This window comes from Algimonas porphyrae, from assembly GCF_041429795.1.
Taxonomy (GTDB): Bacteria; Pseudomonadota; Alphaproteobacteria; order Caulobacterales; family Maricaulaceae; genus Litorimonas; species Litorimonas porphyrae.
Genome location: NZ_CP163424.1, coordinates 2,616,899 through 2,631,696 on the forward strand (window position 1 = coordinate 2,616,899; position 14,798 = coordinate 2,631,696).

The 14,798-nt window shown below is 57.4% G+C and carries 11 protein-coding genes and 1 tRNA gene; 5 read left to right on the forward strand and 7 right to left on the reverse strand.

All coding sequences use genetic code 11. The annotated features are described in order from the left end of the window. Positions 1-9: 9 nt before the first annotated feature. From AB6B39_RS12735 to AB6B39_RS12755, 5 genes are all read left to right on the forward strand, one after another. On the forward strand, positions 10-2,166 hold the full coding sequence (locus AB6B39_RS12735; RefSeq protein WP_284373670.1) for a glycoside hydrolase family 97 protein: 2,157 nt from the start codon (positions 10-12) through the stop codon (positions 2,164-2,166). A gap of 173 nt (positions 2,167-2,339) precedes the next feature. Further along, a complete protein-coding gene (locus tag AB6B39_RS12740; RefSeq protein WP_284373672.1) occupies positions 2,340-3,137 on the forward strand; it encodes an alpha/beta hydrolase in 798 nt (265 codons plus the stop codon). A gap of 11 nt (positions 3,138-3,148) precedes the next feature. Beyond that, on the forward strand, positions 3,149-4,114 hold the full coding sequence (locus AB6B39_RS12745; protein WP_284373674.1) for an alpha/beta hydrolase: 966 nt from the start codon (positions 3,149-3,151) through the stop codon (positions 4,112-4,114). Between the two features lie 101 nt (positions 4,115-4,215). Next, entirely contained in the window at positions 4,216-5,601 is a 1,386-nt protein-coding gene (locus AB6B39_RS12750; RefSeq protein WP_284373676.1) for an alpha-amylase family glycosyl hydrolase, read from the forward strand. After that, positions 5,601-6,266 (forward strand): DUF6445 family protein, encoded by a 666-nt coding sequence (locus tag AB6B39_RS12755; protein WP_284373678.1) that lies wholly within the window; start codon positions 5,601-5,603, stop codon positions 6,264-6,266. Before AB6B39_RS12750 ends, AB6B39_RS12755 begins: the two co-directional genes overlap by 1 nt. Before the next feature lie 124 nt (positions 6,267-6,390). Here the strand turns inward: AB6B39_RS12755 and AB6B39_RS12760 are convergent, their stop codons facing one another. The 7 genes from AB6B39_RS12760 to AB6B39_RS12790 all read right to left on the reverse strand — a co-directional run bounded on the left by AB6B39_RS12760 (position 6,391) and on the right by AB6B39_RS12790 (position 14,593). Further along, the gene (locus tag AB6B39_RS12760; RefSeq protein ID WP_284373680.1) at positions 6,391-8,040 is read right to left on the reverse strand and encodes a CRTAC1 family protein; all 1,650 of its coding nucleotides are present in this window, start codon (positions 8,038-8,040) and stop codon (positions 6,391-6,393) included. Between the two features lie 100 nt (positions 8,041-8,140). After that, the gene (locus AB6B39_RS12765) at positions 8,141-9,145 is read right to left on the reverse strand and encodes a hypothetical protein (RefSeq protein ID WP_284373683.1); all 1,005 of its coding nucleotides are present in this window, start codon (positions 9,143-9,145) and stop codon (positions 8,141-8,143) included. A gap of 39 nt (positions 9,146-9,184) precedes the next feature. Continuing rightward, positions 9,185-10,390 carry a hypothetical protein gene (locus AB6B39_RS12770; RefSeq protein ID WP_371398609.1) on the reverse strand — a complete coding sequence of 402 codons (1,206 nt, stop codon included), beginning with the start codon at positions 10,388-10,390 and terminating at the stop codon, positions 9,185-9,187. Next, a complete protein-coding gene (locus AB6B39_RS12775; RefSeq protein ID WP_284373687.1) occupies positions 10,383-11,222 on the reverse strand; it encodes a hypothetical protein in 840 nt (279 codons plus the stop codon). Before AB6B39_RS12775 ends, AB6B39_RS12770 begins: the two co-directional genes overlap by 8 nt. A 3-nt stretch (positions 11,223-11,225) precedes the next feature. Continuing rightward, entirely contained in the window at positions 11,226-12,113 is an 888-nt protein-coding gene (locus AB6B39_RS12780; RefSeq protein ID WP_284373689.1) for a P-loop NTPase, read from the reverse strand. After that, a complete protein-coding gene (locus tag AB6B39_RS12785; protein ID WP_284373691.1) occupies positions 12,113-14,038 on the reverse strand; it encodes a hypothetical protein in 1,926 nt (641 codons plus the stop codon). The genes AB6B39_RS12780 and AB6B39_RS12785 overlap by 1 nt, the downstream gene beginning before the upstream one ends. 464 nt (positions 14,039-14,502) lie before the next feature. Beyond that, positions 14,503-14,593, reverse strand: a tRNA-Ser gene (locus AB6B39_RS12790). Positions 14,594-14,798: the final 205 nt, after the last annotated feature.

A 14,798-nucleotide genomic window follows, 5' to 3' on the forward strand; every position in this document is an offset into this window, starting at 1 on the left:
ATCATGTCCATGCGCGCAACTGTCCTGATGGGAACGGCGATCGGTCTTCTGGCCTGTAGCCCGGCATCCCAGACATCGCAGCCAAACGCCGCGCCGCAGACCGAGGTCGCCGACACCTCGCCGCCATCCGTGGATAATCGGGCGACGACGGAGACCGTCGAGGTCGCCAGTCCGGACGGGCGCATTGTCTTCACCCTGCGCGCAGATGGCGGCATTCCGCGCTACACGATACGCTTTGACGGTGAGGAGATTGTCGGTCAGTCGCGTCTCGGTTTGCGCTTCGCGGAAGGGTTCGGCTTCGATGACGATATGTCGATCCTCGATCTCGCCGTGACCGCTGCAGTTGACGAAAGCTGGGAACAGCCCTGGGGCGAACGCCGGGTCGTACGCGACCACCACCAGATGCTGGAAGTCGTCCTGGAACGCGGCGAGCCTCGCATGCGCGTTGTCATGCGGGTCCGCGCCTTTAATGACGGCGTCGCTTTTCGTTACGAAGTGCCCGAACAATCCGGTCTGCCCGAGACGCTCTCCGTCATGGACGAGCTGACGGAATTCAATGTCGGACGCGAGACCGAAAGCTGGTGGATTCCGTCGCGCATGTATAATCGCTACGAATATCTCTACCGCAACACGCCTGTGGACGATATTCAAATGGTTCACACGCCCGTCACCCTACGCAAAGGGTCGGTTCACATGGCAATTCACGAAGCCGCGCTGGTCAATTATTCCGGCATGAGCCTGGAGCAGGAACGCGAAGGCGTGCTGGAAGCCAGTCTGGCACCGCGCAGCGATGGGCGCAAAGCCGTCGTCACCACGCCCTTCAAGACCCCTTGGCGCACGGTCCAGATCGGCGACGAAGCGGTAGATCTGCTGAATTCCGATCTGATCCTCAATCTGAACGAGCCGAATGCGCTCGGCGATGTGTCCTATTTCGAACCCGGCAAGTATGCGGGCATCTGGTGGGATCAGCATATCCGCAACGGCACATGGGGCCAGAAGCAAGGCGATGTGGAAGGGCTTCACGCCGCCACGACCGAACGCACCAAAGCCTATCTGGACTTTGCCGCGGAAAACGACTTTGTCGGCGTTCTAGTCGAAGGCTGGAACATTGGCTGGGACGATGACTGGTTCAATAATGGCGACGTTTTCTCCTTCACCGAAACCTATGACGATTTCGACATTGCGGACGTGGCCGCCTATGCTGAACAGGTCGGCACGCGACTGATCGGCCATCACGAAACATCCGGTAATATCACCAATTACGAAAACCAGCTGGAAGACGCGCTCGATCTTTATGAGGCCAGCGGCGTCCGCGTCATCAAATCCGGCTATGTCGCCGATGACGGCAATCTGAAGTTCATCGATGAAAACGGTGTTCCGCGCTACGAGTATCATGACAGTCAGCCGCAGGTGGATCATCATCTCCACGTTGTGAAACGCGCGCATGAACACCAGATCGCCATGAACCCGCATGAGCCCGTCAAGGATACGGGTCTGCGCCGGACCTATCCAAACTGGGTCACTCGCGAAGGCGCGCGCGGACAGGAATTTAACGCTTGGGGGGTGCCGCCCAATGGCCCAGACCATGTGCCGAACCTGATCTTTACGCGCATGCTGTCGGGTCCGATGGATTATACGGCAGGAGCCTTCGACCTGCGACCGAATGAGAAAGCCCCAGTCCGCGAAGATTTCCCGCGCAACAGCCCGCTTTCACGCATCGACCATACGCTAGCCAAGGAGCTCGCCCTCTACGTGACCCTCTATTCACCGATCCAGATGGTTGTGGATAGTCCCGAAGAATATGCCAGACGGCCCGACGCCTTCCAGTTCATCAAGGATGTCCCGACCGACTGGGAAGAAAGCATCGCACTGGACGGCGCTGTCGGCGAATTTGCCGTGATTGCCCGTCAGGATCGGAACAGCGCTGACTGGTATCTGGGCGCCGTGACGGACGCGGAGGCCCGCGAGCTTTCGGTCGATCTGAGCTTTCTCGGCGCGGGCCTCTATGAGGCGCAAATCTACCGCGACGGCCCGGATGCGGATTATGAAGACAATCCCTATGATCTGGTGATCGAAACGCGCAACGTTACGTCAGGGGATCCGATGACCCTGTCGCTCGGACGATCCGGCGGTGCCGCCATCCGGTTCCGGGCGATCCCTGAATGATCAGAGGGCACGCAAGTTTCCTATTGATACTGGCGCTCGTGACCAGCGTCACATTCTGGGTTGGTCGCGATCAGACAGCCTCCGCCCAAATAAGTAGCGCGGACAGCGCTGACGCGACTGCGCCCGTCTTTCACGATCTCTCGGCCCTTCCGGGCGTGTCCGGACAGTTGATCATGAAACCAACCTTCGCGTCCGAACATGTCCGGGACCGACCGCTCTATATCTGGCTGCCGCCATCCTATGGTCAGGTCGCCAAGCGCTATCCGGTCATTTACATGCTCGATGGCGAGCACATGTTCATCGACAATCTCGCCAGACCCAGCCGCACGGAATGGCAGGTCGATGAAACGCTGACACGCCTTCTGGATGAGGGCCGGATACGCGAGCCTATTGTCGTGGCGATCCCCTCTGGCGGGTCACGGCGCTATGATGAATATGTGCCGCAGGCGCCGATGCAGAAACATGCTCTACGCCTGGCGCTGACTTTCCTGAGCGATGAACATATGCGCTTCCTGACCGAAGAGGTGAAGCCCTTCATCGACACACATTTTCCGACGCTGTCGGGGCCAGACGACACATATTTGCTCGGGGCCAGCGTCAGCGGCCTCACGGTCATGGAGGCCATGACCCGCTATCCCGATCTGTTCGGCGCGGTTGCCGCAATGTCGCCTCACCTCTCTCTGGCAGACGGTGATGTCGTGACGTGGCTGACCGGGCAGTTGCAGACCCCGGACACGCACAGGCTCTATATTGATCGTGGCACGAAGGGGCTTGAGGCCCAATATGCGCGGGGGTTTCGCAGGCTGCGCCTCAAGGCGCTTGACCTGGGCTATGTCGAAGGAGAAAGCTTCGAGGCCACGGTCTACAAAGGTGCCGCGCATAAGGCCAAGGACTTTCGCGACCGTATACACGCCCCGCTTCTGTTTCTGCTGGCGACAGATAATGCAGCGACAGCTGATGACCCCATGTGATGAAGGACCCCATGATGCGACACACCAACAGGCTCTGGCCGTCACTGATCCTGGCCTGCGCCGTGTCCGGGACCGCCTGCGCACAGAACGCACCGCCCCCCGATACGCAGATAGAATACTCGGTCGATGCCGACTCCGTTGCTGGCGCGATCAAGGCCGTTACGGGGACCGTCGAACAGATCGACATTCCGGCAGACGGCATTGCGCAACGCGACGTTCATGTCTGGCTGCCGTCCAGCTACGCAGACAACTCTGATCGCCGCTACCCGGTGCTTTACATGCATGACGGCCAGAATGTTTTCGATCCCGAGACATCCTATATCGGATGGGACTGGGGCGTCGACGAAGCGCTGAGCGCGCTGAGCATCGAAGTGATTGTCGTCGCGGTCGAAAATATTCCGCGCGTCAGACTGCTGGATTATTTTCCGGAAAAAGCGGCCGATACTCATGCGGACGCGATTGCGAAACACTTTCCGGGCTTTGATCGGAAGACGTTGACCGGAGATGCCTATCTGCGCCATCTGGTCGACGCCGTAAAACCTGCCATCGATGCCCGCTATCGTACTCTGCCGGACCGGGACAATACGACCATTATGGGCTCGTCCATGGGCGGGCTCATCTCGCTCTATGCGATCAGCGAATATCCCGACACGTTCGGCGCAGCGGGCATGGTCTCGACGCACTGGCCGATCGCGGACGGGATGCTGGTCGATTATTTCTCTGAGCGCCTGCCGGACCCGGACACGCATCGCCTCTATTTCGACTTCGGCACCAATACGCTCGACTGGAACTATGAAGCCTATCAGGACCGGATGGACGCAGCCGTCGAAGCGGCAGGCTATGTTCGTAGCGAGAACTGGACGACCCGTAAATATGACGGCCAGGATCACAGCGAACGGTCCTGGCGAAGCCGCGTTCATGTCCCGCTGAAGTTTCTGCTTGAAGGTGAAAATATTGACGGCGGTGAGCGGCGCTAGACGCGCAGCCTGCCTGCGGCATTTATTGCCGGGGCTCCAGTCAAGTTTGGACAAGGGATTCAAAGGCTCCGGCAGTAAATGCCGGGGACATGGGAGATAGAATGAAACATTTATTTGCGGCAATGGCCTCCAGTCTCGTTCTTGCGGCCTGTACAACAGTCCCGTCCGTCGCCCCCATGACCGACGGTCTCACCCCGTCCCCATATGTCAAACTCGACCATCCCGACTGGTCGCGCGATGCCGTCATCTATGAGGTCAATGTCCGCCAATATTCCGACGCCGGAACGTTCGACGCTGTGCGTGAAGACCTTCCGCGATTGAAGGAACTCGGCGTCGATATTCTGTGGCTGATGCCGATCCACCCGATTGGTGAGTTGAACCGCAAGGGGACGATGGGGTCATACTATTCGGTGAAGGACTATTTCGGCGTCAATCCGGAGTTCGGCACAAAGGATGATTTCAAGCGCTTCGTCGATGCCGCCCATGCACAGGGCTTCAAGGTCATTCTCGACTGGGTCGCCAACCACACGGCCTGGGACCACCCGCTCGCGACGTCCAATCCCGACTGGTACGAGAAAGACTGGAAAGGCGACTTCCGTCCGACGCCCTGGTGGGACTGGTCGGACATTATCGACCTCGACTTCAGCCAGCCCGGCGTGCGCCAGCACATGTCCGACGCCATGACCTACTGGGTCGAGGAGTTCGGCATAGACGGATACCGCGCGGATGTGGCGGGCTATGTTCCGCTCGATTTCTGGGAGGGCGTTCGCGCCCGGCTGGACGCGATCAAGCCCGTCTTCATGCTGGCGGAATGGCAGACCCGTGATCTGCACGCGCGCGCATTCGACGCAACCTATGCTTGGGAGTGGAAGGAAGGCATGCAGCGCATCGCCAAAGGCGAGGCCGATACGGGTGCCCTCTACGGCTATTACAGCGCCAATGAGTCCGCTTGGCCGCGTGACGCCATGCGTATGACCTATACGGACAATCACGACCAGAATAGCTGGGACGGCCTGCCGCAGGAAATCTATGGCGAGGCCTATGAAGTCGCCATCGTGCTGCAATTCACAGGCGAAGGAATTCCCCTGATCTATTCGGGCCAGGAATGCCTCAACCCGAACCGGCTCGAATTTTTCGAAAAGGATCCGATCGTCTGGGACTGTGACGCCGCCGTTAACGCGCTGTTCCGTGATCTGGTGCAACTCAAGACGGACAATCCGGTCTTGCATAATGGGGCTTGGGGCGCGACGACGACCAAGGTCGAAAACTCCAACGCGCAGAAGGTCTTCAGCTTCATCCGCCGCAACGATGCAGGCGAGGCCGTTCTGGTCGTCGCCAACCTGTCAGATACGCCGCAGAGCTTTGCCTTTAGCGATGCCCTGCCGCATGGCGACTATACGACATTCCGCACGAATGAGAGCATTACGATCGGGGCCGAGACACGCCGCTTGCCTGCCTGGGGCTGGTCCATCTATGTCAGACGATAATGGCTGACCCCGCGCGATATTCCGTCCAGACTTTTGGCAGCACAGGCCAGCCGGTTGTCATCATCGATGATTTCCATCCGGAAATGGATCAGCTCCACCGGATGGCGTCCCATTCAAACTATCGGCGGCTAGGTCCCCACTATCCCGGCGTCCAGGCGCCAGCCGATCCTCGCTACATCAACCCTGTCGGGCCGCTACTGTCCGGCATCTTCGCCAAGGAATTTGGCATCACGTCCGGCGTGAAGCTGGTCCAGTGCAGCTTCTCCATGGTGACGACGCCCGATGACGCACTGAACCCGATCCAGCGTCTGCCTCATGTCGATACAACTGATCCAGGCAGGATCGCGCTGCTGCATTATCTATCGGACGAAACGACAGGCGGGACCGCCTTTTACAAACACCGCGCAACAGGCCTTGACGTGCTGGACCAGAGCAATTTCGAGACCTACCGTACCGCCTTGCAGGCGGAGGGTCAGCCCAAGGCGGGCTATATGCGAGGCTCCGATGACCGGTTCGAAATGATCGGACATGTCTCGGCCAAAATAAACCGCGCCATCCTCTACCGCTCTCAATTGTTGCACTCCGGCATGATCCCCGAAGACCTGCCCTTTTCCGACACTCCGTCCGAAGCTCGCCTGACACTGAACAGCTTCTTCCAAGCCTGACGTCAGACCGGACGACTAAAAATGTGCCGGACACCCCTTTGAAGGTCCATCGCCGATAGGAAGGCGTTTCGCAGAGCATTCGTCAGGGTCCTGACGACCTGTCCGAGCGCTTCCGCCCAAAGTCTTAGCCCGGATGATCGACAACGATCCGTGCGCCTGCACTGGCACTGGTGATGACGGATTGTCGTCCATCCGGCCAGTCGACGATCAGGCGACCGATCTGAGCGTCATCCCCCATACCGATCACATGAGTCGGCGCTGTCTGTGCCGTGAAGGTCGTTCCAGCCCGGACCCAGCGCGTCTGCGTCGTGCCCGCCGTCTCGATGGTCAGGCGCGCGCCGATACCGGTTCGGTTCGATGGTGGTCCGTTCAGCCGCACAGAAATGGCGCGGCGCGAAGTGATCTGATTGTCCCAATAGATGGCACCGTCTGGACTGCCATTGACCAGTAGAAGAATGTCCGTGTCGAGATCATCATCGAAATCGGCACAGATGACGGCCCGTCCTTGAACCGTATCGACGATATTGGATGCGCTGGCGGCATCCGAAAAGATTTGTGAACCGTCATTCATCCAAAGGCGCGAGCGGTCCGCCGTATAGGGCTCTTGCGGCGAGGCGCCGGTATCGCTGATCCAGCCATTGGTCTGATAGATGTCGAGATGACCGTCCAGATCGAAGTCGGCAAAGCAGGAGCCCCAACCCCATGACCCCGTATCCACGCCCGCAGACGGCGTATCGATCAGAGAACCGCTCATATTGCGATAGAGGCGGTTGCTGTTGATCGACGATACAAACCAGTCAGGGCGACCATCATTGTCGAAATCGCCAATATCAGTGCCCATGCCGTTCGTATCTGTTATCTGCGTCGGATCGGTCATATTTGTGAACGTCCCGTCGCCATTATTTCGGAACACGCGTGAGCTGTTGAAATCCGCGACGATCAGCAGGTCGAGATCACCGTCATCGTCAATATCGGCGAAATTGGGTGCGAAGCTGTAATCCCGGTCGCGTCCGATTTTCCCGTCAACATTCAGGCCGAGCTCGGCGCTGATCCCCGCAGCCGCGCTGACCGCCGTGAACCGGATCACACCGCCTGCGCTATCATTTCGCCAAAGCGTTTCGGTTTCGCCCGGGGCCGACGCCAGTCGCGCGGTTCCCCAATGCGCCATGGCCAGATCGAGGTCGCCGTCCCCGTCATAATCGCCAAAACTGGATGAAATCGTATTGTCCGAAGTCATGCTATCAAAGCCGCTGCCCGCCGTGACATCGGTAAAGCCTCCGACACCGTCTCCGGCGAACAGGCGGGAACCTTCGCCATTTAGACCGCCGACAAACAGGTCCAGATCGCCGTCACCATCCATGTCCGCAAAGACTGGACCTGACAGTTTCACATTCGCCCCTCCGCCTGGACTATCAAGTCCCGGATTGGCCGTGCTGCGCGTGAAACGGCCGCTGCCATCATTGAGCATCAGCAGGTTGGGTGCCGTATCGCCGCGGACGATGAACAGATCGAGATCACCGTCCGCATCCACGTCACCGACAGCCGCACCGCCCGCAAACAGGCTGGGCATTCCCATATAGGCGGCGTCGAATTCAGCCGCATGAGCCAGACCGCTGGCCGCTGTCTGATCAGAAAATGACAGGGGCTGAACTGTGGGCGTCAGCGGCGGAGAGGCGACAGGCGGCGCGACCGATGTTGAGCTTCCATCCCCTCCACAAGCGCAGAGATACAGAGCCGCGTACGACCCCGTCAGCAGCCATCGCCAAGACCTCATAACTTCCCCTCGCCGCTGCGTTCAGCACATTATCAGCGTCTATCTCTGACCATGTCGACAGCGCAGTCAAGCACGGCGATCAGGGGATCCATGGTTCTTATCAGGCGACAAGCTGGCGGTGGTAAGAGGCGAAAATGCGCTGCAGTCGCGTATCGACATCGAAAGCCGAAATTGTGAATTCCCAGAAACGGTCGCGCGTGTTTTCCGAAAAATACTCAGGGCCATTCCGTCCAGATAAAGTGCGACGATAGGTAAATCGTTTCCGTTTGGATCGTCCGAATTTGACGCGGGAAATCTGATTGATCCGGTTCCGGAACTTGTCAGATATCTTATCACCTGTTGCGAGGTCCGGATCGGCCCCGTCTTCGATGAAGCCGATCGCCTTGCCTGCCGTATCCCTGTCATTGTCCTCTATCGGTTTCACGGGCGCGCGCTCGGCATAACCGACGCTGGCTGAGAAGTTTGTGATATGAATACGGAGTTCCGTGAACGGGCCCGTCACAGTCTCGATCTGTCGGGTAATATTGTTACGCATCTTCCAGTGCACGGCTGTTCCATCAGCAGCGACATACTTGCTTAGAAGATAGGTCAGCTTTTCGACTTCCTTGTCGGTAAGCGTCTCTGCGCCTGTGGCATTGTCATATTGCAGGATGAAATTTATCAGATCATGCAGGTCTTCCAGACATTCCTGGAAGCCGGTAATGGTCTGCGACAGCTCGCCATTGATCCCGACAAACCCCAGTTCCATCGACTGCCTGATTTCGTTGCGCTTATGGGTCACGAACAGACCGAACTTTCGTAGCGTCGTCCCGGCATCCAGATTGTAATGTCGACGATCCCGATTCATCGCCCGGTCTTCGGACTCCGCCCGGTAAGGTTTGAAGGCCTGCATATGATCGCGGAATATTTCCAGCAACTCCTCCGACCGCTCGAAAAGATTATGCGCGTAGTTATGACGAAACTTTTCCCAGTTCTTTTTGTCGTTATTTTTGACAATCGCGCGAACGAACACATAGGTGATGAAAAGATTGAGCGCGAAATAGACGAAGGCGCCATCGGATATGATGTTATCCCAGATCCATTTTCCCATATCCGTGAAACTCATAATAGGCCCCCGCCAGCATCGGTGCAGTCACTGCACGCGCTAGCCCAATGCTCCATAGCTTGCGTCGAGATGGATACTGGGATCGCCGTCGCCAATGACTTGCGTGGAAAGCTGCAGAAGGTTGCCCAGTCGGCGATTGGCGTCCTGCCATGAAGTCGTCAATCCCGTCGCCTTATCCAGCGCCATTATCACTGCCGGATCGATCTGCTTGTCGTTGCGACCCAGCGCCCAGAGCGGTTCGATTTCAAGACAGAAATGCTGCCAGGCCCTGAGAAAGTTCCCGGACGCATTCTCCTTCTGTATCCAGCTTGGCGATTGCAAGAGCGGCCCCCACCAATCGCTGACGAAATTTCGCGCATGCTGCAGCAGTTTCAGATGAACGGCGAAATGTTCCAGCGATCGTGTGAAACGCAGAAGGCTGTTTTCGTCCAAGGCTGAATTGATACGCTCAGAGACGAAAGCGAGATCGATGAACGTATCGCTGGAGACTTCGTCCTCATTGCCGAGGACTTCCGACAGGATGACAGGCCTGAAGCGCCAGTCATCGAAGAAATTGTCAGCGGATGTACGCTGCTTCCGACTTCCCCGGACAATACAGAATATCCACGCACTGCGATCAGAAATGGTTGCCGCCGTACGCTGTCGCTCGAGCGGCACGTTTCCGGCATATTCGATGTCTTCAAACAGGTTCTCGAAGTCGATCAGTTCGGACGCGCTTTCCCGATCAACATCCGATTGTTTGTAGTAACGGCTGATTTCCTGAAACAGCCGGAGCTGGCCGACCGGATTGAAATCCTCCGAAACCTGATCGAACTTGTCGATCTCCGTGATCATGCGCGATGTGTAATGATCCCACTCCAGATGTTTATCCTGCGGGGAGGCGAACAGAAGCTGAACCGAGCGCGCCTCCACTCTGCGCCGCCATAGAAGCGTGCGACGTCTTGCGGCCCCGAATATGCGCGAGACAATGACACCGTCCTGACCGTCGAGCAACTTGGTGCCGAAATCCGTGTAGTCGCTATCGCTCGTCGCGAAAGCCAATTTGCAATTGAGCGCGCTGGGCCGGTTTCTCCCCCGCCAGGCAAACGACCCCGGCACCAGACCTGTACGGTTGGGGATCGCTTTAGCGCTCTTCAGAAACTGCGAGTAGCTCTCGGGCGAGGCGTAGGGTAACCCTTGCGCGCGCACAGCGATAATCGCCATGTCATTGCCGAACCGACGAAATTTCACCGCATCATCAACCATTGAAGATGTAGGCGATGGCGTTGAGATTGTCCTGATCGGCAGGTTTTCGCAGTTTCTTGCGCAGCAGTGGCCCGGTTTCAGGTATGAAGTTCAGGATCGTGCGGACCGCATGTTCAACGGATATGTAGGACACTGGCAGAAGCGACAGGGTCTGGTCGCAGACGAACGTCTTGTCGGATTCCGGGTTCTTCCACGTTCCTGCTGGCGCACCGTGGAGGCTTTCATCCGACTGATCGGCCTCTTCATCCTTTTCCGGGAAATCGACAAGACCGCCGAGCCGGACAAGCTGCCACCAGGCGGCGGCGGCAGGGCAACTCCATGAGACGTCCTTGCCGACACTGTTGCGGGACAACTGCAAGCCGATCCCCACATTGTTGCGGGATTCGCGCGAGAAGTGATCGAAATCCATGCCGACAAACTCGGCCTGCGGAGAATAACGCCATTGGATCGAATCGCCATCGACATGGCCTTCCCCGTTGAAGGAGCCCGCCCCGGGGTTGGGCTCTTCGACAATCAGCGACTTCAAATGATAACAAGACCGTGCGCAATCGCTTTCATAGGCGATATAATCCAGCGGAATGTCGTGCTGTTGAAATGCGCTCAACAGCGCGGCTTCGATTTCGTCGCGCTCTGGAAGCGGCTTGTCGGAATATGTGTAATCGTCGACGAAAACCTTCATTACGACGTCATGTTTCGGATAGGCCGCTTTCACCGCCGGCAGCCAGCGCTTGAGCGTGCGCATATAGGTCGCGATGTCGGTCTCCAACGCACCCTTGACCGGATAGAGGTGGAGTGCCTCGAAAGACAGCTTGCGTGATTTCGACTTGCCCATGGCTCAGCCCCGAAGACGGCTGGCGAGTTTGGAGGCCAGCTCTTCAAACGCGTGATAGGTATCCGCATGGGTATCGGTTTCGCTCGGCGGAGGAAGGATCGCCTCTTCCCACTGCAACCTCTCCGCCATCGGAATTGTCCCGATAAAGGCATTATTCTCATTGCGCAGAGTACCGCCTGACCAGCTGATATCGTGCAGCTGATCCTGCAAGGCTCCGTCAACTCGCTTGGCCGTTGCAGACGTCGGAGAAATATAGGCCGTGCGGACAATCCCGACGCGTTCCTTGGCGCCGCCGAGATTGGTAAAGATGTTGCTCTCCAGCAAAGCCTGCAAGCCGCTGAGATGTTGCGGGGTCCAGCGTGTGTGCACGAGGAACATGTCGATCAGAGCTGTGGCCTCATCGTCGAGCGCTTCGAAGACATCCGAAATGCCGGAGCGCACATCCAGCAGTATGAAGTCGTAATTCGAGGCGCGCAGTTTTCTGAGAAACGTCGTCAGACGCGACATCAGGTGTTCATGCTTGTCTTTCCAGTCCCCGGTCCCGGCCCGCCCCGGAATAATGCTGAACTTCTTGGCCTTGTTGATATAGGGTGACACACCCTTGTCGATCTTGCTGCGAAGATCGAAGAAAGCCTGATCGATGCTGGCAGGTCTCTGGAGCAGAATATCATGCGTGCTTTTCGGATTACCCCGTGTTGCCGGCGTTTCGATACCTTTGCGAAGCTCCTCGACCTTGAAAATCGCACCCATGGTCGGCGAGGCGAGGTCCAGATCCACAATGCAGACATTGGCGAAATGATTCCGGTGCAAATGAAAGGCCAGGTTAGCCAGCGTAACGCTGCGCCCTGTACCGCCCTTATGGGAAATACCTGCAATGACTGCTGAATTCATCAGATGTCTCTCTCTCCGAGTTCGGCCTGAAGGTCCATGAGCTTCGACAATGCAAGACCCGGTTGGTCGACAATGCGGGTCCGGCAGCTTTCAAGCAATATGCGCTTTTCCTGGATAAAGTCATCCGGCGCACTCGACATCGTCAAAGACCACTGGATTTCCTGTATCATGGCTTCCGCAATGGCACGAAGCTGCGGCGATGGCGATGGTCGTTTACGCCAGGCTGACGCGGAAACGACCAGCGCTTCGGCCACGCGTTCCGTAATATACCATGAATTGACGATCTGACCGTCCAGCGGGTGCTCGAAGCCATAAGTGTTCAACGCAGCTTTCTTCTCCTCTGGGGTGGGGAAGAAAGCGTATTTTCCACCCCACGCCGCCCAGAACTTGTCCCAGCCCTGTCCCTGAATACCTGACGTACGGGAGTCCAGATGCGCCCAGATCGTACTCATCAGGCGATGGGTTTTCTGCTTCAATGTGGAATCGTTCACAGCCGATGAGATCTGTCCGACCATTTTGAGAAGTTGCGGTGCAAAGTCAGCCGTCGTCCACTCGAAAACCTTGACGCAGTCTTCGTCAATTCCGCGCTTCTTAGCCATGAGCGACATCTTAAGGCCTGGCGCATGAATAGCTGGGACCACAGGATCCGTCTTTAGCGGATAGGGCGGGGTCGAAATCCGCGCCGCCTCCGCCATTCGCTGGCTAAGAGAAAAGAACCGTTCATACTGCGCTGTCGTGAGCGGATTGGAGGACAGGATCAGACGCGCAAGATGTACATTCCAGTATAGACTGGCCTGCCCGTCCGACGTTTTCCATGGCATGGTCTCAATCATCCATTCTCCCGGGTGGATTTCATCATCCGGTGTCGGGGTCTTACCGATCAGCATCCAGTAATTTGCGGTCAGATTGGCCAGACTCTTCAATGTCGAGGCCAGCTGCAACTGTTCCCGGTCGAGCAAACCGCCACTCTCGACCTTTTCCAGCGAAAGATCCGAGATGCCGTCAAGGGCGTTGATAGTGAAATAGAGATAGGGTGAAGGCTCTGCCAGAAGCTCCATATCCGTCGAGCGATAAGTCTCTGCGAGGCCATAATAGCGACCCGAAGATTTCTGCGTATCAATGAAACGATCCTTGTCGACCGGCCCCCAACTCCACCCGATTTCAAAAGCCTTGCCGGATTTGAACGTATAGCCCAGCGACTTCACTTCCTCTTCCAAGGCACGGATCTCGCGTGTCTTCGGCCACTTCCATCCCGTTCCGGAAGTGGCGTCTTCATCAAGCCCGTCTTGCCAGTCCTGGGCGGGCCAGGCGGCGACGCAGAAACTGTCCGTCAGCCCTTTCAAAGCCCCCGTGATGCGGCGGGTGGCGAGATCGGATACTGTCTGCCAGTCCTTCTGCTCGATATCGCCCTCAAACTCCTTGACCATCCGCACGGCTATGATCTTGATCCTGATACTGGCCGATAGCGAGAAGGAATAACCGTCGACGGTTTCGATCTTCTTGCCCTCGAGAAAGCCGTCCTCGACTTCCGTCAGATAGGAGTTGGACGAATAGAGCGGCTCGCCATCTTCATCGGAATTGCGTGCGAAATATTCGAAAAAGGCTTTCTGCAGCAGACGATTCCATTTGGGCAGATTATAATCTGCGACATTCCGGAACGAGCTATAGAGTATGTTCGGCCCACCTTTTTCGGAGGCCGACGACTCCATCCGGACGGTTTCCAGCTCTTCCTCCGGCAGAAGGAATGTCAGAAGGATCTCCGAGTCGAGAATGGAGTTACCCTCCTCCACATCGGGATTGCGCAGGTCGCTCCACGCGCTGTCGTGCCCTTCGCCTTCCTGTCCGATACGACTGAGAAAACTGGCTGCAAATGCGGTGAGCACCGTGCCCACTTCGTTCGAGGGATCAAAATTCGTGGTTGCCATCGCGCCTCTCCCCAGCCCCGCAATCGAAGCTCTCCCATCTCAATAATCAAGCTCGCTGCGAGATTGCAACCGCTTTAGGTGGACGCCGACATTGCGCTCTGATGTCAGGAGCTTGCTGTGCCGCCGCTGTAACAAGCGATCTGTCAGGCAATGACCCGTTCTCGCGCGCATGAGAAAGGAATCCGGAAGGGATGACGCACACGCTCAAAGCCATGGTCACCCACTTTAGTATCAACCCGCTATGCATTATTGGTCCATTTTCGGCGCTCTCCCGCATGAGCCTAGAACGATGAGAGGCGCACGACGTCCCGAAGCCGGTCTGCGTAGGCGATCGGCATTGCGGCAGGCGACAGACTGGCTCTGAGAGGTCTGTAACATCACGATGGAAATCGCAGGAGATTTCGCAATTCATTGCGAACGCCGAACCCGTGAAGCGGGTCAGCGGCAATCTGCACACAAGAAAGTGGCGGAGACGAAGGGATTCGAACCCTCGATGGGCTTTTGACCCATACTCCCTTAGCAGGGGAGCGCCTTCGACCACTCGGCCACGTCTCCGTCGGCGCGTCTAGCGATGCTTGTCTGACCCCGCAAGCTTTTGTCGGCAATCTGCCCCCGGCAATTACATGTTGACCGACCCTTAACCCTGTTTCGCGGGCATTGGAGGATATCGGCACGTTTTTCCGGCCTGTTTCGTCGACAAAGGCTGCTTTCAGCCGGTCGCGTTTACGGGATGTTTTTCATCATCCTGTATCGGACCCGC

Bases quoted from the DNA above. Each gene is read 5' to 3' on its own strand.
- AB6B39_RS12735 (WP_284373670.1), top strand. From the start codon at position 10: ATGCGCGCAACTGTCCTGATGGGAACGGCGATCGGTCTTCTGGCCTGT.
- AB6B39_RS12740 (WP_284373672.1), top strand. From the start codon at position 2,340: ATGAAACCAACCTTCGCGTCCGAACATGTCCGGGACCGACCGCTCTAT.
- AB6B39_RS12745 (WP_284373674.1), top strand. From the start codon at position 3,149: ATGATGCGACACACCAACAGGCTCTGGCCGTCACTGATCCTGGCCTGC.
- AB6B39_RS12750 (WP_284373676.1), top strand. From the start codon at position 4,216: ATGAAACATTTATTTGCGGCAATGGCCTCCAGTCTCGTTCTTGCGGCC.
- AB6B39_RS12755 (WP_284373678.1), top strand. From the start codon at position 5,601: ATGGCTGACCCCGCGCGATATTCCGTCCAGACTTTTGGCAGCACAGGC.
- AB6B39_RS12760 (WP_284373680.1), bottom strand. From the start codon at position 8,040: ATGAGGTCTTGGCGATGGCTGCTGACGGGGTCGTACGCGGCTCTGTAT.
- AB6B39_RS12765 (WP_284373683.1), bottom strand. From the start codon at position 9,145: ATGAGTTTCACGGATATGGGAAAATGGATCTGGGATAACATCATATCC.
- AB6B39_RS12770 (WP_371398609.1), bottom strand. From the start codon at position 10,390: ATGGTTGATGATGCGGTGAAATTTCGTCGGTTCGGCAATGACATGGCG.
- AB6B39_RS12775 (WP_284373687.1), bottom strand. From the start codon at position 11,222: ATGGGCAAGTCGAAATCACGCAAGCTGTCTTTCGAGGCACTCCACCTC.
- AB6B39_RS12780 (WP_284373689.1), bottom strand. From the start codon at position 12,113: ATGAATTCAGCAGTCATTGCAGGTATTTCCCATAAGGGCGGTACAGGG.
- AB6B39_RS12785 (WP_284373691.1), bottom strand. From the start codon at position 14,038: ATGGCAACCACGAATTTTGATCCCTCGAACGAAGTGGGCACGGTGCTC.